Raw genomic sequence first — 20,636 nt, 5'->3', positions numbered from 1 at the left:
TGGTAAAACCGTAATTAAGATTTTCCAAAAGGTGTCATCTTTTCTATACATTTTTTATTCAACTATAATAGGATTAAAGGGAAAAGAAGGCGATTGGCTTGTACTAATAAAAGATAGCATTATTAATATAGATGTAGATTGAAGGCATTATTATGAAACCAGAAAATTTAAAAAAGCTCCTGCACCAAAACAGGCATAAGCTGTCGAAGAATCACGTTAAAGAAGATCAATTAAATATTCGCTATATCAAAATAAACGATCTCAAGACAACTAATAAGGCTTCGGCATTTAATATAGAAAGAAATAAAGTTATCGATGAGCAGTTAAATAAATATATGCATCCCAACTCCGTTCACATTCGCTTAAAGCCCTACTTTGACTCTGGCACTTGGATCAAATGGATCGGTGTCTTGGGGGATGTAACTTTACCAAATAAAACCAATCTCAACGGTTCACTATTAATTGACAAGATTTCTTGTTACTCAGATAAAGTCGAAATCCTCGATTACCATGCTTGGCTCAATATCGAAAACATTAAATACATTGAACATCATAACCAGCAGCTAGCAATCGGCGACTATATCGAAGGTATCAGTCAAGTTAAGCAATATGGTCAAGGCAAATATGGCTTGGCTGCTACCTATATTAAAAAAGCTGGCATGTTTATCGGCACCAACAAAGCCGAAACATTGGTCAGCACATATGATAGACAAGATTCTTGGGTAGTCGAATTAAACAATAATAATTTAACTAAGAAAAATTATACTGAGAACTTTTTAAACAAAGACTTAAACGAATTCGCCTCAACTGGTGCGCACGTTGATGCCAAATTCCAACCAAGTCGCTACGAAAAATTCCAACAACGCTTGCAGAAATTGCAACAAGGTGAATCAGACGATGTTCTGCCACTAATTGATAAAAGCAAGAAGAAATACACTGCCACGGTGGTTCGCAGTCATGCGGTAAAGATTCCAAATATCGCACACAAGATGCCTCAGCTGGAAGTTAAAGACGTCAAAGTTGCAGACAGTGGTCGTTTAGTTTTCGCTAGATATTCACTTCCTTATGTGGGCGATATTAAGAAGCTGGGTGAATTGCAGACTAATGATCAAATCAGCTTCTTTAGCGAAGCTGCACCAAGTAGCAGTAATTCCTTCAATATGGTAACCAACTTTGAATTGTTAACGGAACATGATTTTATTCCACTTCCCTCTAACCCTAATGCCTTTTTAGGCTACATTATGTGGCGCCACCCAGAAGAAGGCGAATCAACTTACATCGCCAACTATCAAAACTGGGCTTTGGCTAACCAAATCCATACTGAAGAAATTAATCACGAGATCGATTCGATCCGCCCTACTTCTAATTTAACTGAACTGGAATTAGCCAATAATTTGTATATTGATCAAAAGTTGGTTGGAAATGCAAGAAAGCAAGGCTTGATTAAACCAGTTAGCAGCAATGGATTAACCAGACGATACGATAGTGATGCTTGGAATCTGCTTAGACAAGTTATCGGTGCTCAAGATAGTACGACAATTGAGCACTTAAAGCAGATTTATCCAATTTATACCACGAATGATATCGTGAAAAAGACTGGCGTGGATCGTAGCGAAGTCGACACTCGGATCCGTCAAGAAGAATTTTTCCCATTAAACGGACTGCATTGTTCGATCAATATTTATGGTCCAAAGGTGTTTGATCTGTTTAAAGCACGTAAAACCGTCCAAGATCTTTTACCAAATAAGACTGGTGTGGTAACTAAGCGTGAAATTCCAGTTAACAAGTCGCTGCATGAAGTAATTGAAAAAGCTGAGGCTGAAGATAAAGAAAAGCAAGTTCAAAAACAAGAAACTACGCCAAAGACTGAACCTGAAGTAACAGAGCCAAAAAAGCCAGTGATCAAGTTCATTAAGAGAGCCGAGCCTAAGACTCAACCAACGGAACCTCAACCTAAAGTTGAAGAACCTATTCCAGCAACTGCAAATTCAACCATCATCATTTCTACTTTTGCCGATGAAAAATTTGATTACACTACAGATGATGCCAAGAAGGCAATAGCCGATATCATGGCTGCCGCTGAAAAGACGATGGTTAATAAGATGTTGCCAGTTAAAGACCATACGACGGGGCAACCAGTCATTATCTCAGTCAAAGCCATTATGAAAATGGAATTGCAATAAAAAGAAAAAAGTCATGTGTCACAAAGAACACATGGCTTTTCGTTTGCTCTAAATTTTTAAAATTTGCTTTTTCTTAGCTTGGAATTCTTCTTCAGTCAAAATCCCTTGATCAAGCAAATCTTTTAGCTTCTTGATCTGCTCTACTTGCTCATCAAGATTATCATTATTTTGCGACCATTTCTTGATTGCTTCTGTCAAAAGTGCCGCTGTTGTTTTATTAAGTAAGCTAATGTTAACTTGTTCATTATTTACTATTAATGTTAATTCTTCAGATATGATCTGCTGCTGCAAAAGCACGCTCATAATCTCTGTTAACGGGATCACACGGCTATTTTCACTAGGATGTTTTTTGCTCAAAATAATCAAATTTTGATTAGTACATGTCAGCATTACATCTTCGCCCTGATCAGTAATTCCGAGTGCTGCATACTCGATTCTTTCATGATCACTCAGTAGATTACTAAGCGGTGCTAAATCCTTGCTGTTAAACCAAATGTCATAAACTTTAGCATTAATCAGTTGTTGTTTAAGTTCAGTGGGCAAATCTAGTTTTTTAATCTTAGCAATAACTTGTTGACTGCGCTGGTCGGCCAAAAACGCTTGATTCGCCCTTCTTTGTTTTTTACTAAATAAATCAAAAAGTCGCATAGATATTTTCCTTAGTACATAAATATTTACTTATATTATGAACTAAATTTACCTAAAAAACATCTATCTAACTCATTCGAAAACTTTCTTAAATTCATTCACTGCGCGATTTTGTCGCCGCTCATCTGGGATCACTGCATAAACGACCGTTGAAATACTAGTTGGCTGCTCAAACGTCCTTTGCCACATCTTGGCAACTTCGTCTGGCTTAAAGCCGAAAACGCCAGCACCCCATGCACCGAGGATCAACACATCGACTTGCTGATCTTCAGCTATTCTTTTAACAAAATTCATGCGGCTAAGCATTGCACTGTCGGCATCGCTGTAGAACTTCATCTGCTCTTCTGGCTCACGCAAAGTGCGACGACCAGCAGTCTTATTGGGTGCAGCACAAGTAATCACACCGCTTTGAGCATCCCCATCCCAAATAATATCTGGCGAATAAAGTCCGCGGTTTATATACAAGCCGCGATTTCTATGCTGTTTATTCCAAGCATAAAAAACAATCTGACTGGCAATAACTGGATAAAGGTCTGATTGCGTACAAATCGCCTCTTCTTGCGCCATTGCACCATTCAAGAAACCACCACCAGGATTAATATATGAAGCAAAATTCAACGCAGCAACTTTTTGCTGCGGATAATTCTTGCAGGCCTTAATCACGGCCTGATTAGTAGCAAGCGGCCAGACAATTTGCGTAGCTTTTTTAGTAAATTGATCAGCTTCTTTATCTACAAAAGCATCAACACTATAAACCTTGGTACCTTTAATTGAAGCTTGAATTTGTCGCTGATACTTTTGCTCAACCATCGCTTCGTGCTTGCGAGCCACGTTACGGTAATACTCACGTTTAGAGTTATAATCTGCCATCAGTTTTCCTTTCTAAAATATATCGTAATTTGAACATTTGTTTGATATAATTTTAATAAAAAACTAGCACAAATACAACTAAGAGGGATAAGAATGAGAGCTCTAAATATTATCGGTATCAGCATTTATCTGATTATTGCAGCCGTTCTGGCGGTCAGACGTATTCAGCTCACCCAGGCATTTCACCAAAATAAAATTAAGGAAGAAAATTACGATCGTCTAACTAAGCGAAACACGATTGAATTAATCGTAGTCGTTGTTCTAGCATTGCTTTACGTTTATACGCCATTTAAGATTTTTATTTTTTAACAAGAAAGCCACCGAAAAAGGTGGCTTTCTTGTTACATTTCATTCTTTTGACTATCTTCGATAAATTCCTTCATTACTTTATCGTCCTTGATCAAAATCTTAAGCAAACGATTGTTGCTAACATTAGGTATTGCCCCAGTTTCATACAATGCAACAGTCGAAGGACTCCAACCTAAGACCTTGGCAAATTTACGTTGGCTCAAGTTTCATTTTTTCAGGTGATACCACACCATAAATCTGACGAAATTTCTCTAGCGCTAGCTTTGCGGCCTGATCATCCAATTTTAAATCAGGAATTACTTCATGCGTTTGATCATCAAAACGTGCGGGCGCAGTGATCTCGATTTCATGCCCACGGATATCATAAGTGTTTGTGTAATTGGCAATGATATTTGCTCCTTAATGACTATTAACTATGTCTTTTGCTTCATAAAAAAAGTCGACACAATCGCCGACTCCATTCATTAAAAAATTACTTAAATTCAACGTACTTCGCATTAAGCAACAAATTTTTACGACCCAATTTAATTTCCACGTAACTACGCTTGCCCATCTTAAACAAACGATTTACATGATACTTAACACCTGGCTTAGCTTTGTGTGAATTCTTAACCAACTTCCCCTTTTTATTAATCGTGACAAATCTTATTGACTTCTTGCCACGCAAAACTGCAGTCCTCTTAGCTTCCGCAATTGAATATTGTGTTTCTGCCTTAACCAAATTTTGATCAGCTTTAATTTTATCTGCTTTTGCCTTATCTAATTTCTTCAAAGCCGTTTGTGCACCAGTGCTGGCCTTAACTTCAGTAGTCTTTACGCTAAAAATTCCGCTACTAACCGCCGTCGCGACCAATAATGCAGCCGTAGTCTTCTTGAAAGTCTCTTTCTTCATTAATTCCAATTCCTTTCATTATGTTTTCCTATTTTTATATTAGTACTCTTTCTTCAAATTAAAAATAAAAGTGTTCTGATATTTATATAAGAGAACTCTAAAATTAACTTGATCTCGTCTTTTTTGATTGCGCTGTCACCTTAAACAGGTAAACTATAATTAATAAGAAAAAAGGAGCGAAATAAATGAAATACAATCAATATGCCTACGTCAAAACTGGCTTCAACCAACAAGTCAAAGAATTAATCGACATCAACTTCCTGCCTAGAAACTACGAAGACTGGTCTTTCAGCGACCTGCTTGAAAAACTCGTTAAAAATGCAATCGCTGAAGCCAAGACTGATGCTGCTAAAACGGCCAAGTTGAACGAATTCGCTGTTTCAGATCATGAAACTTTAGCAGATTTCTTAAAAGAAAAGCCTGAATCCATCGGCACCGAACAATTCTACAACGTTGCTTTGCAATTGCTTGGCTACCACGTTCACTACGATTACCAATTCGATGATCCAACTGGCTTTATGCAAAAGAATGCTTTGCCATTTGTGCAAGATATCAGTGACACTCACAAATTGGTCTCAGCCTTCTACCGTTTACTCAATACTCGTAGTAAGAACGGTCAAATCTTGCTTGATGTAATGGCTGGTAAAGGTTACTTCACTCAATTCTGGGGCCAAAACGAATTCAAGTTCTTCAACGGTAAATCCATTCCTGTCTTTGACACCAATAAGGTAATCCGCGAAGTCGTTTACGTAGAAACTGACCTTGACACCGATCACGACGGCAAGAGCGACTTGATTCAAGTTACTGTTTTCCGTCCTGCCGAAACTAACAAAGGCTTGAAAGTACCAGCTCTTTACACTGCATCCCCATACTTCGGTGGAATTATCGCCAACGAAAAGCGCAACCACAACGTCGACGAAAACTTATCTGACGCAAGCACTTGGAATGACCCACAATATGAACACTCTCCAATCGTTAAGGCAGAAAAGCCAGACGGCTCAAGCCACCCAGCAACTGAGGAAGCCGTTCACAAGTCATCTTACCCATTAAATGAATACATGCTTGCACGTGGTTTTGCTAGTGTCTTTGCTGGTGCAATTGGTACCCGCGGCAGTGACGGTGTCAGAATCACTGGTGCGCCTGAAGAAACTGAATCAGCAGCTGCTGTCATCGAATGGCTTCACGGCGACCGCATTGCCTACACTGACCGCACTAGAACTGTGCAAACCAAAGCTGATTGGTGCAACGGCAACGTCGGTATGACCGGTCGTTCATACTTGGGTACTTTGCAAATTGCCATCGCAACTACTGGTGTTAAGGGCCTCAAGACTGTTGTTTCCGAAGCTGCTATTTCATCATGGTACGACTACTACCGTGAACACGGTTTAGTCATCGCTCCTGAAGCTTGCCAAGGCGAAGACCTCGATCTTTTGGCTGAAACTTGCCAATCTAACTTGTGGGATGCAGGTTCCTACCTTAAGATCAAGCCAGAATATGACAAGATGCAAAAAGAATTGCTTGAAAAAGAAGACCGGACAACTGGTCAATACTCTAACTTCTGGGAAGCAAGAAACTACCGTCACCATGCAGATGGCATTAAGTGCTCATGGATTTCAGTTCACGGTTTAAACGACTGGAACGTTAAGCCAAAGAACGTCTACAAGATTTGGCAACTCGTTTCTAAGATGCCAATGAAGCACCACCTCTTCTTGCACCAAGGTCCTCACTACAACATGAACAACTTTGTTTCCATTGACTTCACTGACTTGATGAACCTTTGGTTTGTTCATGAATTACTTGGTATCGAAAACAATGCTTATAACCAATGGCCAACTGTCATGATTCAAGACAACTTACAAGCTGACAAGTGGCATGAAGAAAGGGACTGGAACGACGAACTCGGTCAAGAAAAGATTTACTACCCAACTGATGAAGGCGATCTTTACGCAGATGGCAATGGTCAAGCTAAGAAGTCCTTCACTGACATGGGCGGTATCGAATTCAAGAAGGCCGGCATTTCCGAAAGTGACTGGCAATACAAGTTTATCTGTGGTGATGAAAAGTGGGCAAAACCAAGTTTACGTTTTGAAACTGATGAATTCATTCACCCAACTACCATTGTTGGTCGTCCTGAAGTTAAAGTCAGAGTTAAGGGATCACTTCCAAAGGGACAAATCTCTGTTGCTTTGGTTGAACTTGGCGAAAGACAACGTTTAAGTGCTACACCTAAGTTTTTGATGCGTGGTGGTCAAGAATTAGGTTACAGATTCGGCACTGACACTTTGCAAGAATTCGTTCCTGATAAAAAGACCAAGGCCAAATTGATTACAAAGGCTCACATGAACATGCAAAACTATAAGGACATGAAGAAACCTGAGGTAATTGAAGCTGACAAGTTCTACGATTTGGACTTCTTGCTTCAACCTACCTACTACACAATTCCAACAGGTAGCAAGTTAGCCTTGATCATTTATTCAACTGATGAAGGCATGACTAAGCGTCCACTTGAGGAAGAAACCTACACTGTTGATTTGGCTAATACTGAAATTAAGTTTTACGAAAAATAAAGTTTGAATAAAACGTCATCAAAAAAGGCTACTAAGCGAAAACTTAGTAGCCTTTTCTTTTACTCAAACAATTTCTTATATTCCCCATAACCAGCTTCATCTAACTTCTCATAAGGAACAAAACGTAACGCAGCAGAGTTAATGCAATAGCGTAATCCGCCACGATCGACTGGTCCATCAGTAAAAACATGTCCTAAATGTGACTGCGCTTCTGGACTTACCACTTCGGTGCGCTCCATGCCATGCGACTGATCACGATGATACTTCAGTTTCGCAATCGGCTGGTAAAACTAGGCCAGCCGCATCCCGCATCATACTTATCCTGGCTAGAAAATAGCGGCTCACCTGACACCACATCAACGTAGATGCCCTTTTCATAAAAATCGTCATACTTACCAGTAAAAGGATATTCCGTTGCCGCATTCTGCGTGACATCGTATTCTTCCTTAGTTAGTTTCTTTAAAGCTTCTTTTTTATTATTTTCGCCTAAAACCATATTCTCACATCCTAAAAAAAGTGACAGATCTCATCTGCCGCCTCAATCTAAACATGTTCTGTCGTCTTTGGAAAGAAACTATCGATCTGCTTTTCATAGATATCGAATTTATATTTTGTCACAAATTCATTTGCTGGATCGAAAATTCTAACCTGCAACATCTCATTCTTGCCATTCATATGCACTTCTTTATTGGGCACTTCAAAAAATGGCTTAAATGCTGCAATGATATTTTGATAAGAACTATAAGCGTGTACATTATGCTCTATAATTTCGCCATTACGAGAATATCTTCGTGCATCAATTACATATACTGTATTATCATTCATAAGTCGTCTCTGCTCCTTTGATAAACTCTTCCTACCTATATTTTAATCCAAAATAGTCTAGAACATATTTCTTTTGCTTAAAAAACAAAAACGTCGGATGAAATTCATCCGACGTTCCCCATTAAAATACTGAGGTTAAAACTGCACCAGCAACGATTAATACCAAACCGATTACAGTGTAGATGTAGCCCTTCTTGGTCTTTTGTTCGTGTAAAAATACGATACCACCAAGAGTTGAGATAACAACACAAAGTTGTGACATAACGAAGGCCAAGTTAACACCGTTCATTTGGACTGAAATGATGTATGAAAGTGCGGCAATCGCATAAATAATTCCAGCTGGAATAACTTGGTAACTTTGTTTTTCCTTCAAAACTTTAATTTGCTTACTGCCGATCAAGTAAATCAAAGTTGCAATCATCATTCCGATGGTTTCACCAAGGAAGATCATCACACCATCACCCTTCAAAGCCTTAGGAATTGAGCTTGAAGTGATATAACCAAGAGTGGTCAAAGCCAAGACGATCATAGTTGTAGTTTGGTTCTTCTTGTTACCTTCAGCGGTACCCTTGTCAGTCAAAGAAGTGCAAGCAACACCAATGATCAAGCTAAAATACCGATAAAACCGAAAAGCTTTGCTTGAGTACTTGCCCATTCACCGAAGATCAAAACCCCAACAAGTGGCACACCGATCAGTTGCAAACCAGTTGAGATTGGCATTGTTTCGGAAACGCCGACCTTAGAATAACTGTAGTATTGACCACATTGACCGATTACCCAAGCGGCACCTGCCATCATGGCAAGTAAGAATGTTGTCGTGTTAAAGGCAGGACGCTTGATTAAAGTAACAACCGCACCAAAGATAAATGCTCCGAGCACTGAACCTACGATTTGGTGGTAGATGTTACTCTTCTTAACACCAGCAACGAACATCGGCATAAGTCCCCAGCCGATTGCTGGCAAGAATAGAAATAGATATCTCATTAAATTTTTCTCCCCTATTTTCTGTAAAAAAGTTACAAAAAGCATTCTATCAATGAAATCGTTTTCGACGCAAACAAAAAATAAGGAAAATTTAAAATGCTTTCATGAGCTTAAGAAAAAGGATCAAACGATCCTGAAAAATGAATTGTTTAGTCCTCGTTCTTGAAGAATCTTTTATAAAGCTGAAATTGTAGATTATCATTAAAGTAGATTAGTATGGAAAAATTAATGCTTCTCCCAACCATAAAAAAATTTATCTGGAGCGAATTCATGGAGCCACTAAATATTTCCGTTAAAAAGATGGCACATGATATAGACGTGCCCGAGACAGAAATTCAGCACGTACTAGATGGTAAAAAAGAAGTTAGTGCTGAATTATCAATTAAATTAGGTAAATACTTCGGTGTCTCAGATGATATTTTCTTTAATATTCAGAATGATATTGATATGAGAAAGGCCAAACGTATGAATTAAAAAAGTTTCAATAAAATAAAGCCTTTTCCAAGAAAAAAGAATAATATTTCCCTCGCATAATACAAAAATGAGCTAGCTTAAAACTAGCTCATTTTTAATTACTAATATTTTCTACTTCAAAGCATCAGTCGCAAATGATCTATTCTCAAGTGCAGTAAGCAATGCATCTGCAGTATCAAGTGCAGTAAGAAGTGGCACATTTTGCTGAATAGCCATCTGTCTAATGATGAATCCATCAGAATTCTTTTCAATATCATGACCCATGGTGTTGATTACCAGGTCAATCTTGCTATCACGCAATTCGTTCAAGATGTTGTCATCAGCTGCTTCATCTTCATGAACCTTAGTTACCAGGTCAACGTGCAAGTCATGCTTCTTCAAGAAGTCTGCCGTACCCTTCGTCGCAAAGATGCGGTAACCAATTCTTGCGAATCTCTTAGCAATTGGTAAGATCTTTTCCTTATCTCTATCTTCAATAGTGAGCAAGACATTACCGTTTTCTGGTAATTGCATCTTAGCTCCAGCAAAGGCCTTGTACAATGCCTTAGCAAAGGTGTGATCACTGCCCATTACTTCACCAGTTGATTTCATTTCTGGTCCCAAGTATGAGTCAACATCAGCTAACTTACTAAAGCTGAAGACTGGTGCCTTAACTGAGATCATATCAGGTTCTGGTGCCAAGCCATCGCTGTAGCCTTGTTCAGCCAAGGTTTCACCCATAATTACACGCGTAGCAACTTGAGCCATTTCAATACCAGTAATCTTACTCAAGAATGGAACAGTTCTACTTGCACGTGGGTTTACTTCGATTACATAAACTTCGCCGTCGCGCACGATGAACTGAATGTTCATGATACCGACACAGTTCAGAGTCAAAGCCAATTTTCTAGTTACGTCGGTAATCTTTTCCTTAACTTCTTCAGTGAAGGTTTGTGGTGGGTAAACTGCCATTGAGTCACCTGAGTGAACACCAGCGTGTTCGATGTGTTCCATAATACCTGGTAAAAGCACATCCTTACCGTCACAGATCGCATCAACATCACATTCACGACCATCCAAGTAGTCATCGACCAAGATTGGGTGATCAGCCGCAATATCTACGTGGTCTTGCAAGTATTCTTCAAGTTCATCCTTGCTGTAGACAATTTCCATTGCCTTACCACCCAAGACATAACTTGGACGAACCAAAACTGGGTAGCCTAATTTTTCTGCAGCTTCGATAACGCCTTCGTGAGTAGTTGCAGTTAAGCCCTTTGGTTGGTTAAGCTTCAAGTCCTTGATAATTTCATCGAACAACTCACGGTCTTCTGCACGGTTAACGTCCTTAACCTTGGTACCCAAGATCTTAACGCCATGCTTTTCAAGACCGGCTGCCAAGTTGATTGAAGTTTGACCACCGAATTGAACGATTGCACCTACTGGCTTTTCCAAGTCACAGACGTTCAAAACATCTTCAAGAGTCAATGGTTCAAAGTAAAGCTTGTCAGAGACTGAGAAGTCAGTTGAAACAGTTTCAGGGTTTGAGTTAATAACAATAGCTTCATAACCCATCTTTTGTAAAGCCTTAACACAGTGAACAGTTGCGTAGTCAAATTCTACACCTTGACCGATTCTGATTGGGCCTGAACCAATTACGACAACTGATTTCTTACCTGACTTATGTGATTCATTTTCTGCATCATAAGTTGAGTAGAAGTATGGGGTCTTTGATTCAAATTCTGCGGCACAGGTATCAACCATCTTGTAGACTGGGATGATGCCATGTTCTTTTCTAAAGCTTCTTACATCATCTTCGCTTTCGCACCATAGGTGAGCAATAGTTGGATCACTGAAACCATATTTCTTAGCAAGGCGCAATGTGTCGACATCGTCCTTGTTTTCTTCAAGTGTCTTTTCCATTTCAACCATGTGCTTGACGATATCCAAGAAGTAGAAGTTGATCTTAGTTAATTCATGAACATCTTCTAAGCTGTATCCACGTCTGAATGCTTCAGCTAGATAGAATAAACGGTCGTCTTGCGCCTTAACTAACTTTTGTTCAAGCTTATCATCGCTAGCTTCATGAGCTTCTTCAGAGTAAAGATCTTTTTCATCGATTTCAAGAGATCTAACAGCCTTTTGCATCGCTTCTTCTGCAGTTCTACCGATGGCCATAACTTCACCGGTAGCCTTCATTTGAGTACCTAAAACTCTGTCAGCCTTAGGGAACTTATCGAATGGCCAGCGAGGGATCTTGCAGACAACGTAATCAAGAGCTGGTTCAAATTCAGCATAAGTAGTACCAGTTACAGGGTTCTTGATTTCGTCCAAAGTCATACCAACGGCAATCTTGGCAGCCATCTTAGCAATTGGATAACCAGTAGCCTTTGAAGCCAAGGCACTTGATCTAGAAACTCTTGGATTAACTTCGATAACGTCATAGTTAAAGCTGTTTGGATCAAGGGCAAGCTGTACGTTACATCCCCCTTCAATCTTAAGCGCACGAATCAAACGGAGTGAACAATCACGAAGCATTTGGTATTCCTTGTCTGACAAGGTTTGACTTGGTGAGAAGACAATTGAGTCACCGGTGTGAATACCAACTGGATCGAAGTTTTCCATACAGCAGACGATCATCGCATTGTCATCGTGGTCACGCATTACTTCAAATTCGATTTCCTTGTAACCAGCAATGGATTTTTCAATCAAACATTCAGTTACTGGTGAAAGTTCCAAACCGTTCTTTGCAATTTCAGCTAATTCTTCACGGTTGTGACAAATACCACCACCAGTACCACCCATTGTGAAGGCAGGACGTACAATGATTGGGTAGCCGATTTCGTCACCAAATGCCAAAGCATCTTCAACTGTATTAACAGTCTTTGATGGTGGCACAGGTTCGCCTAACTTCTTACATAATTCCTTGAACTTTTCACGGTCTTCAGCTTGTTCAATTGAATCAAGCTTAGTACCCAAAAGTTCAATGTGAAGTTCATCCAAGATACCAGTTTTTGCAAGAGCTAATGCCATATTCAAACCTACTTGACCACCCAAGGTTGGCAAAATAGCATCTGGGTATTCTTGACGGATGATTCTTGAAATTGATTCAACAGTCAAAGGTTCAATGTAGACTTTGTCAGCGATTGTCGTATCAGTCATGATAGTTGCTGGGTTGGAGTTAACCAAAACAACTTCGTAACCTTCTTCGCGAAGAGCCAAACAAGCCTGAGTACCAGAATAGTCAAATTCTGCGGCCTGACCAATAATAATTGGACCAGAACCAATCACCATAATCTTATGAATATCTTTTCTCTTAGGCATGACGCTCTTCTTCCTTTCTTTGGTCAATCATTGACATAAAGTCATCAAATAGTGAAACCTCATCGTGTGGTCCTGGAGTTGCATCTGGGTGGAACTGCACTGAAAATGCTGGATACTTTTTGTGGCGAAGACCTTCAACAGTACCGTCGTTTACTTCAACGTGAGTAATCATTAAGTTATCTTTATCAACTGAGTCAGCATCTACAGCATAGCCGTGGTTTTGTGAAGTAAAGCCGATGTTGCCCGTAGCAATTTCACGAACTGGGTGGTTGAAACCACGGTGACCGAACTTCATCTTGTAGGTCTTAGCACCGTTGGCTAAAGCAAAGACTTGGTGTCCCATACAAATACCCATCAATGGCACATATTTTTCTACTTCACGAACCATGTCTGTAGCACCATTGGCGGCCATTTCTTCTGGGTCACCAGGGCCGTTTGAAAGAAGAACACCATCTGGATGAAGGTTTAAGACTTCTTCAGCAGTTGCAGTATATGGCAAGACGATACAGTTACAGTCACGTTCGGCAAGTTCACGTAAAATACTGTGCTTGATACCAAAGTCGATCACTACGATGTTGCGCTTTGAACCTGGAACCGGATATGGACTCTTAGTTGATACGCGGCTGATTATGTCTTGAGTTACATTTTCAGTTTGTAAAATCTTGGCGATCTTTTCTGCATCTTCCTTAGAATTCGCAATCTTACCTCTTAAAGTGCCGTGAACACGGAGTTTTTTAACTAAAGCACGTGTATCGATGCCTTGAATACCTGGGATATCCAAGTGCTCTAAGAATTTAGGCAAAGTAGTTTGCATTCTCCAGTTATCTGGGTGACGTGCTACTTGGTGGCAAATCACACCCTTGATCTTTGGTTCAAGTGATTCATAGTCGGCTAAGGTAATACCGTAGTTACCAATCAATGGGTTAGTGAAAACCAAAATTTGGTCTGCATAACTTTGATCAGTAATTGCTTCTTGATAGCCGGTCATCCCTGTTGTGAATACAACTTCACCGGTTGTTTCACGATCGGCGCCAAAGCCTTCACCGGCATAAACACTGCCGTCTTCTAAAATTAAATAGCGTATTGACATTTACTCTGCTCCTTCCTGGTATACAACCTTACCATCAACCATTGTTATCACAGTTGAGCCATAAACCTTATGACCAGTAAATGGAGTGTTAACTCCCTTAGACTTGAAGTCTGCTTCCTTGATTTCTTTTTCATGTTTCAAATCAAAGATTGCGATATCAGCCGGCTTGCCTGGTTCAAGAACGCCGGCGTCTTTAAGACCAAAGGTCTTAGCTGGTTTATCGCTAAGCCATGACAATAATTGTTCGAGAGTAAAGACCTTTTCGTTCTTTACAAACTTAGTATATAGCGTACTAAAAGCGGTTTCACTACCTGTGATACCAAAAGCTGCACCTTTCATTCCGCCTTGCTTTTCTTCCTTAGCATGAGGCGCATGGTCAGTAGCAATCAGATCAATTGTGCCATCAAGAAGACCTACTAAAAGTGCTGCTTGATCTTCCTTAGTTCTTAGTGGTGGGTTCATCTTGAAGTAGCCGTTGTCTTTTGGAATATCGTCACCAGTTAAAAGAATGTGGTGAGGAGCAACTTCACAAGTAACATTGATTCCGCGAGCCTTTGCCATGCGGACAAGTTCAACGCTAGTCTTAGTTGAAACGTGGCAGATGTGGTAGTGAACGCCAATCTTTTGAGCCAAGAGCAAGTCACGAGCAATTTGCGTGGTTTCAGCAAGTTCAGTGACAGGTGGTAAGTTCAATCTTTCTGCAGTCTTACCTGCGTTAACGATACCGTGGTTAAAGAGTGAATCGTCTTGTGCGTGGGTCGCAACGATCAAGTTATTTTCCTTAGCTTTTTGCATAGCCAAGTACATGGTTTGAGCTGTTTGTACACCGTGGCCATCGTTACTCAAAGCAAAGGCACCAGCTTTTTTCAAGGCTGCATAGTCAGGAATGACATCGGTTGTCTCATCATTGGTGATTGGACCATATTGGAAAATGTGAACTACGCCTTTTTCCTTGTTTTCCTCAACCATTTTCTCCATTAATTCTGGAGTGTTAGGCACAGGAGTTACGTTAGGCATAGCACCTACTGTGGTAAAGCCGCCGCGAGCAGCTGCTGCACTACCTGTTCTAATATCTTCCTTATATGTTTGACCAGGATCACGGTAGTGAACGTGGACATCAACTAAACCTGGGCTGACCAACTTGCCTTTGGCATCAATTACTTTATCGCCTGTTAAATCAGTGCCGATTGCCTTAATTTTGTCATTTTCAATTAAAACGTCTGCTTTAACTAAGCGACCATTTTGATAAACGGTACCGTTCTTAATTACTGTTGTCATTATTCGAGACCTCCGAGCTTTCTTCCGCGTAATACTGCTTCAATCATGGCCATTCTCATAAATACACCATTTTGCATTTGACGGACAAACATGCACTTGTCGCTTTCTACCAAGTCACCGCTAAGTTCAACGTCGTGGTTGATTGGGCCTGGATGCATGATGATTGTGTCAGGCTTTAATTCGTTGTAGCGTTTATGGTTGATGCCGTATTTTTCATGGTAAGCTTTAGCATCAAATTTCTTTTCATTAGGATCACCTGCGTGACGTTCATGTTGTACTCTTAAAAGCATCATACATCCATGTCAGGGATTAATTTATCTAATTCTTCATACTTGCCGTATTTATCAAATTTTTTGTCGTACCAGTAGCTTGGACCTGAGAAGTAAACTTCTGCACCTAATCTAGTAAGAAGTTCCATGTTACTCTTAGCTACTCTTGAATTAGTGATGTCGCCGACGATGCTACCTTCAAGCTCTTAAAGTGGCCGAAGTGTTCGTGAATAGTCATCATGTCGAGCATACATTGACTTGGGTGTTGCCCGCTGCCGTCACCTGCGTTGATCACACCGATATTTAGGTGTTGGTGTTCTTTCAAGTTGATCAAATCGTTGTAGTATTCATTTTGTGAGTGGCGGATCACTTCAAGATCGACGCCCAAAGCGTTCATGATTAATGAAGTGTCGTATAAAGTTTCACCTTTGTTAACAGATGAGTGAGCTGGATCAAATGGGATAACTGTTAAGCCTAATTTTCTTTCAGCCATTTCAAAACTCGTATGCGTTCTGCTTGAGTCTTCGAAAAACATGTTGGTTACGTAAACCGGCTTAGTTAAGCGAGGTGTTGCGCCGCCCTTTTTGAAGTATTCAGCTCGTTTGATCAAAGCTTCAACTTCATCGACATGCAAATTTTCAACACTAACAAAATGTGGTAAACTAACAAGATTTAAATTTTCCATTTTCTATTCTTTCTATCAAAAAAAGCCTGAAGCATTTAATTGCTCCAGGCTTTTTCTTCGTACTTTTGTATACGAAAAACTAAGCAACCCTTCTGGCCCTCTCTGGAGTCAATTAAATGGTTGAATTATTTACTTTTTCTATTTTTTATTTTGGCAAAGCCTTCAATTCAACTGAATCTTTGCCGTCCTTTTCAACTACATTAACAGCGACTTGTTCGTCGGCAGAAGTTGGAATGTTTTTACCAACAAAGTCGGCACGGATTGGCAATTCACGGTGACCACGGTCAACCAAAACTGCCACTCTGATCGAACTTGGTCGACCAACGTGCATCAAAGCATCCATCGCAGCTCTAATCGTTCTACCAGTGTAAATAACATCGTCGATCAAGACAACGTGCTTGTCATCGATGTTAACATCAATTTGATCAGAGTTAACAACTGGATCTTGCTTTAAGGATGCATCATGACGATCATCACGGTAAAGGGTGATGTCAAGTTGACCAACTGGAACATCAACACCTTCAAGTTTTTGAATTCTGTCATGGATGCGGTTAGCCAAGTAAACGCCACGCGTCTTAATTCCAACTAATACTAGATCATCGGTACCCTTATTTTGTTCGATGATTTCGTAAGTAATACGCGTAAGCGCACGCTTCATTGCAAGTGCATCCCAAATTTCTTTTGCCAATTTAATAGCCTCCTAATTTTTGCCCATGAAAAAAGCTCCCATTCTTCTCTGAGACTAGGAGCTTTCTGTAAAGTCGAAACTTAATTTAAGCCTGCCTTGCTAGCCTCACGGGACTAATTTTAAAGGACATTCATTGCTTTAAAGTTACTGTAAATGACAGCATTTGTCAAGGGATTAATTGAGTCTAACTTGGCCAACTAAATCATTGATATCATCGACGCCTAATTCTTCAAGTTTTGCAGGTAAACCATCAGCGATATGCTTGGATGCGATGCTGTCGTGGAAGTGTGCAGTACCTACTGCTACGGCACTTGCACCGGCAAGCATGAATTTAACGACGTCTTCAGCTGAGTTAATTCCACCCATACCAATGATTGGTAAATCGACTGCTTGGTGAACCTGCGCAATCATGCGAAGAGCAATCGGTCTCACAGCTTCACCGGAAAGGCCGCCCATGTTGTGACCAAGGACTGGCTTTCTAGTTTTCACATCGATTTCCATGCCAAGCAAAGTGTTGATCATGGAAATACCATCGGCACCGCCCTTTTCGGCAGCTTTTGCGATAGTAACGACATCAGTTACGTTTGGCGTTAATTTGACGTAGATTGGAACGTTAACCACGTTTTTGATTTTTTTGGTTAATTCTTCAACTACGTCGGGATGCACACCAAAACTCATGCCGCCGCGATCAACGTTAGGGCAAGAAACGTTGATCTCTAGTGCGTTGACTAATTCTGAATCAGATAACTTCTTTGCAACTTCAACATAGTCATCAACGCTATCGCCACCAACACTAGCCATAATTGGCAAGTCTGGATATTGCTTTCTAAGCGGTGTTAATTTTTCACTAATTACTGCGTCAACACCAGGATTAGTTAAACCAACTGAGTTAAGTACCCCATCGTCTAAAACAGCGATCTGAGGTTGCGGATTACCTGTTGTTGCGTGTGGCGTGGTTGTCTTAATTACCATTGCACCTAAGTCATTCAAATCGAACTTCTTAGCTGCTGGCACATCTCCAAAACCAAAGGTACCACTTGCTGGCATCACTGGGTTCTTCAAATCTAATCCTGGTAACTTTACGCGTGTATTTGTCATAATTTTCCTCCAAAAATGAATGCTCACGGACATTCGCTTATTTTTTAGAACAGATTGTACACGCCTTTTTTGATTTTTAAAAGTCTAAAATTTTATTTGTATTTTATTTTCGATGGTGTTAAACTTCGTTTTGATCAAACTTTAAACGGTACAGAGAGACCGCAAGTTCAAAATATTGACTTAAATTATCTGGGGAAAGTCTATACCTGGTGTCTCTCTGCGCCACGTATAGACTTTTTTTGTGGAGGAAAAATGACTAGACCTGTTATCGTTGCCCTCGATTTGGACAATGAAGAAAAATTACACGAAATTTTGTCAAAACTAGGCAAACCGGAAAACGTCTTTATCAAAGTTGGCATGGAATTGTTCTATAATGCTGGCATTGATGTAGTTAAAAAATTAGCTGATCAAGGCTACAAGATCTTCTTAGACCTTAAGATGCATGATATTCCAAACACTGTTTATAACGGTGCAAAGGCTTTGGCAAAACTCGGCATCACCTTTACTACGGTTCACGCACTTGGCGGCAGCCAAATGATCAAGGCCGCTAAAGATGGTTTAATTGCAGGAACACCTGCTGGTCACAGCGTACCAGAACTTTTAGCCGTAACTGAATTGACTTCAATTTCAGACGAAGTTTTAGCTCACGAACAAAACTGTTCTTTACCAATGGATAAACAAGTACTCAGCCTTGCAAAGATGGCTAAAAATTCTGGTGCTGATGGTGTTATCTGCTCACCACTTGAAGTAAAAGAATTGCACGAAGCAATCGGTGATGACTTCCTGTACGTCACTCCTGGTATTCGTCCAAAGGGCAACGCCAAGGATGACCAATCAAGGGTCGCAACACCAGCCGATGCCAAGGCATGGGGTTCAAGCGCAATCGTCGTTGGCCGCCCTATCACTTTAGCCAGTGATCCAGAAGCCGCATATGAAGCAATCAAGAAGGAGTTTAACTAAAATGCATAAAGATCAAATTATTTTTCAACTTATCCAAGAAAAAATCATCACTATCTCACCTGACAAGCCATTTACTTATGCTAGTGGGATGCTTTCACCAATCTACACTGACTTGCGTTTGACTGTATCTTACCCAGAATTACGCGACATGATTGCCAGCGACTTAGCCAACTTGATTGCCAAGGAATTCCCTGAAGCAACCATTATCGGTGGTGTTGCAACTGCCGGCATCCCTCACGCAGCTTGGGTTGCTGACAAGTTACACCTTCCAATGATTTATGTTCGTCCAAAGCCAAAGGACCACGGTAAGGGTCGTCAAATTGAAGGTCGTTTCTCAAAGGATGATAAGATTGTTTTAATCGACGACTTGATCACTACTGGTGGTTCAGTTTTGAACGCTGTTAAGGCAACTGAAAAAGACGGTGGCAACGTAATCGGCGTATCTTCAATCTTCACCTACTACTTGCCAGACGCAAAAGAAAACTTTGCCAAGAGCGGCGTTAAATATGCTCCACTTCTTTCTTACCCAGAACTTCTTAAGAAGGAAAATGAATCAGGTCATATCTCTAGTGAACAATACGATGCATTGAAGACTTGGCACGAAGACCCATGGGCTTGGGGCAAGAAGTTTGAAAAGTAATAAATAATTAGATACTAAAATACCGACACTTATCTAAATGATAAGATGCCGGTGTTTTTTTAATTTAAATATTTCTGTAAGTTAGGATCAATCTTAGTATCTTTAGACTTTTTATTTCTTAACTCGATGCCCTGAATTCCATTTTTATAGGTCCATTCTTTTACTTCTTTCATGTCATTAGAAAGATAGTAATCGGAAATTTTTCTTAGAAAAGTTGGATATTTATCTTCGGGCACGGCAATCAGACCGGCACCATTTTCAATCATCAATTTATTTGCGGCCAAAATAGCTGATCGTTTATTTCCATCCCAAAATATTTGCTGTCTCATGTTATGAAACATTAAAGTTAATGCTTTATCTGTTGCAGAGCGATCGCTGTTAATTAAGTCATTTAGATATTTTTTTTCTTCATCTTCACTAATATTTTCTGGTGGAACAAAATCCCCTTTATAGGTAGCTACCAAACCACTACCCGTTCTTAATTCTCCAGGAAATACTGCATCGTCTCTAGCAACAATTAGATTTATATTTTTTTCGATTCGTAGAGAAAGTGGCTTGGTTTCGTTAATAATATATTGCCAGCCTCTTTTTAATTGAACGATTGTATTTATATCATCAACTGGTACTCCATCTACTCCTAATCCAGAAACTATTGTCTCTGTCTGAGGTAATGTAGTAGAAAGTCCTTCAAATCTAGTATTTGCGAAAACTAAACGTGCTAAATTTGATTTAGCATACCTTTTATTTTGCTCTGTTGTTAGATGATATTTATCTTTGAACTCCATTTAATCATCTCCTTACAAAACATAGTACCATAATCGACTTTGTGTTAAATTGCCAATATTTTGAAACAACGATGTACTAAAGACCTGGCAC

General features: G+C 39.9%; 17 protein-coding genes and 3 pseudogenes. 6 read left to right on the top strand and 14 right to left on the bottom strand.

Annotated features, from left to right (window positions below):
• The first annotated feature begins 152 nt into the window (after nt 1-152).
• Nucleotides 153-2,183: a molybdenum ABC transporter ATP-binding protein gene (locus tag JCM1039_RS04535; RefSeq protein WP_025014824.1), complete on the top strand. Its 2,031-nt coding sequence runs from the start codon at nt 153-155 to the stop codon at nt 2,181-2,183.
• Between the two features lie 48 nt (nt 2,184-2,231).
• On the opposite strand, the gene JCM1039_RS04530 is transcribed toward JCM1039_RS04535, so the two are convergent.
• Nucleotides 2,232-2,831 carry an SHOCT domain-containing protein gene (locus tag JCM1039_RS04530; RefSeq protein WP_025014823.1) on the bottom strand — a complete coding sequence of 200 codons (600 nt, stop codon included), beginning with the start codon at nt 2,829-2,831 and terminating at the stop codon, nt 2,232-2,234.
• Between the two features lie 72 nt (nt 2,832-2,903).
• Nucleotides 2,904-3,701: a TIGR02452 family protein gene (locus tag JCM1039_RS04525; protein WP_025014822.1), complete on the bottom strand. Its 798-nt coding sequence runs from the start codon at nt 3,699-3,701 to the stop codon at nt 2,904-2,906.
• A gap of 93 nt (nt 3,702-3,794) precedes the next feature.
• Here JCM1039_RS04525 and JCM1039_RS04520 point away from each other — a divergent pair, with 93 nt between their 5' ends.
• On the top strand, nt 3,795-4,010 hold the full coding sequence (locus tag JCM1039_RS04520) for a hypothetical protein (RefSeq protein ID WP_025014821.1): 216 nt from the start codon (nt 3,795-3,797) through the stop codon (nt 4,008-4,010).
• 32 nt (nt 4,011-4,042) lie between these two features.
• Here the strand turns inward: JCM1039_RS04520 and JCM1039_RS12585 are convergent, their stop codons facing one another.
• On the bottom strand, nt 4,043-4,213 hold the full coding sequence (locus tag JCM1039_RS12585; RefSeq protein ID WP_236692600.1) for a helix-turn-helix domain-containing protein: 171 nt from the start codon (nt 4,211-4,213) through the stop codon (nt 4,043-4,045).
• Nucleotides 4,214-4,482: 269 nt separating this feature from the next.
• Nucleotides 4,483-4,902, bottom strand: coding sequence for a hypothetical protein (locus JCM1039_RS04510; RefSeq protein ID WP_025014820.1), 420 nt, complete (start codon nt 4,900-4,902; stop codon nt 4,483-4,485).
• A gap of 185 nt (nt 4,903-5,087) precedes the next feature.
• On the opposite strand from JCM1039_RS04510, the gene JCM1039_RS04505 reads away from it, so the two are divergent.
• The gene (locus tag JCM1039_RS04505) at nt 5,088-7,469 is read left to right on the top strand and encodes a Xaa-Pro dipeptidyl-peptidase (protein WP_025014819.1); all 2,382 of its coding nucleotides are present in this window, start codon (nt 5,088-5,090) and stop codon (nt 7,467-7,469) included.
• Nucleotides 7,470-7,528: 59 nt separating this feature from the next.
• On the opposite strand, the pseudogene msrB reads toward JCM1039_RS04505, so the two are convergent.
• From msrB to JCM1039_RS10680, 3 genes and pseudogenes are all read right to left on the bottom strand, one after another.
• Nucleotides 7,529-7,965, bottom strand: a pseudogene (gene msrB / locus JCM1039_RS10685) (peptide-methionine (R)-S-oxide reductase MsrB).
• Between the two features lie 47 nt (nt 7,966-8,012).
• Nucleotides 8,013-8,294, bottom strand: a complete 282-nt coding sequence (locus tag JCM1039_RS04495) for a hypothetical protein (RefSeq protein WP_025014818.1) — start codon at nt 8,292-8,294, stop codon at nt 8,013-8,015.
• Between the two features lie 121 nt (nt 8,295-8,415).
• Nucleotides 8,416-9,278, bottom strand: a pseudogene (locus tag JCM1039_RS10680) (GRP family sugar transporter).
• Between the two features lie 216 nt (nt 9,279-9,494).
• Here JCM1039_RS10680 and JCM1039_RS10675 point away from each other — a divergent pair.
• Nucleotides 9,495-9,752, top strand: coding sequence for a HigA family addiction module antitoxin (locus JCM1039_RS10675; protein ID WP_034532985.1), 258 nt, complete (start codon nt 9,495-9,497; stop codon nt 9,750-9,752).
• Nucleotides 9,753-9,863: 111 nt separating this feature from the next.
• On the opposite strand, the gene carB is transcribed toward JCM1039_RS10675, so the two are convergent.
• From carB to JCM1039_RS04455, 6 genes and pseudogenes are all read right to left on the bottom strand, one after another.
• Entirely contained in the window at nt 9,864-13,052 is a 3,189-nt protein-coding gene (gene carB / locus JCM1039_RS04480) for a carbamoyl-phosphate synthase large subunit (protein WP_025014817.1), read from the bottom strand.
• Entirely contained in the window at nt 13,045-14,142 is a 1,098-nt protein-coding gene (gene carA, locus JCM1039_RS04475) for a glutamine-hydrolyzing carbamoyl-phosphate synthase small subunit (RefSeq protein ID WP_034532984.1), read from the bottom strand. Before carA ends, carB begins: the two co-directional genes overlap by 8 nt.
• On the bottom strand, nt 14,143-15,420 hold the full coding sequence (gene pyrC / locus JCM1039_RS04470) for a dihydroorotase (protein ID WP_025014815.1): 1,278 nt from the start codon (nt 15,418-15,420) through the stop codon (nt 14,143-14,145).
• Nucleotides 15,420-16,374: pseudogene (locus tag JCM1039_RS10670) on the bottom strand (aspartate carbamoyltransferase catalytic subunit). The gene pyrC and the pseudogene JCM1039_RS10670 overlap by 1 nt, the downstream one beginning before the upstream one ends.
• A 145-nt stretch (nt 16,375-16,519) precedes the next feature.
• Entirely contained in the window at nt 16,520-17,062 is a 543-nt protein-coding gene (pyrR, locus tag JCM1039_RS04460) for a bifunctional pyr operon transcriptional regulator/uracil phosphoribosyltransferase PyrR (protein ID WP_025014814.1), read from the bottom strand.
• A gap of 174 nt (nt 17,063-17,236) precedes the next feature.
• Nucleotides 17,237-18,160: a dihydroorotate dehydrogenase gene (locus JCM1039_RS04455; RefSeq protein ID WP_025014813.1), complete on the bottom strand. Its 924-nt coding sequence runs from the start codon at nt 18,158-18,160 to the stop codon at nt 17,237-17,239.
• A gap of 252 nt (nt 18,161-18,412) precedes the next feature.
• Between JCM1039_RS04455 and pyrF the strand changes: the two genes are divergently transcribed.
• Both pyrF and pyrE read left to right on the top strand, forming a co-directional pair.
• Nucleotides 18,413-19,120 carry an orotidine-5'-phosphate decarboxylase gene (gene pyrF, locus JCM1039_RS04450; RefSeq protein ID WP_025006324.1) on the top strand — a complete coding sequence of 236 codons (708 nt, stop codon included), beginning with the start codon at nt 18,413-18,415 and terminating at the stop codon, nt 19,118-19,120.
• A gap of 1 nt (nt 19,121) precedes the next feature.
• Complete coding sequence (pyrE, locus tag JCM1039_RS04445) at nt 19,122-19,760, top strand: orotate phosphoribosyltransferase (protein ID WP_025014812.1); 639 nt, start codon at nt 19,122-19,124, stop codon at nt 19,758-19,760.
• A gap of 59 nt (nt 19,761-19,819) precedes the next feature.
• On the opposite strand, the gene JCM1039_RS04440 is transcribed toward pyrE, so the two are convergent.
• Nucleotides 19,820-20,545: a Fic family protein gene (locus tag JCM1039_RS04440; RefSeq protein WP_025014811.1), complete on the bottom strand. Its 726-nt coding sequence runs from the start codon at nt 20,543-20,545 to the stop codon at nt 19,820-19,822.
• Nucleotides 20,546-20,636 lie beyond the last annotated feature (91 nt).

Origin of the sequence: Lactobacillus kitasatonis DSM 16761 = JCM 1039 (genome assembly GCF_000615285.1) — a bacterium.
GTDB lineage: Bacteria > Bacillota > Bacilli > Lactobacillales > Lactobacillaceae > Lactobacillus > Lactobacillus kitasatonis.
This window is presented reverse-complemented; position numbering and strand designations above follow the sequence as displayed.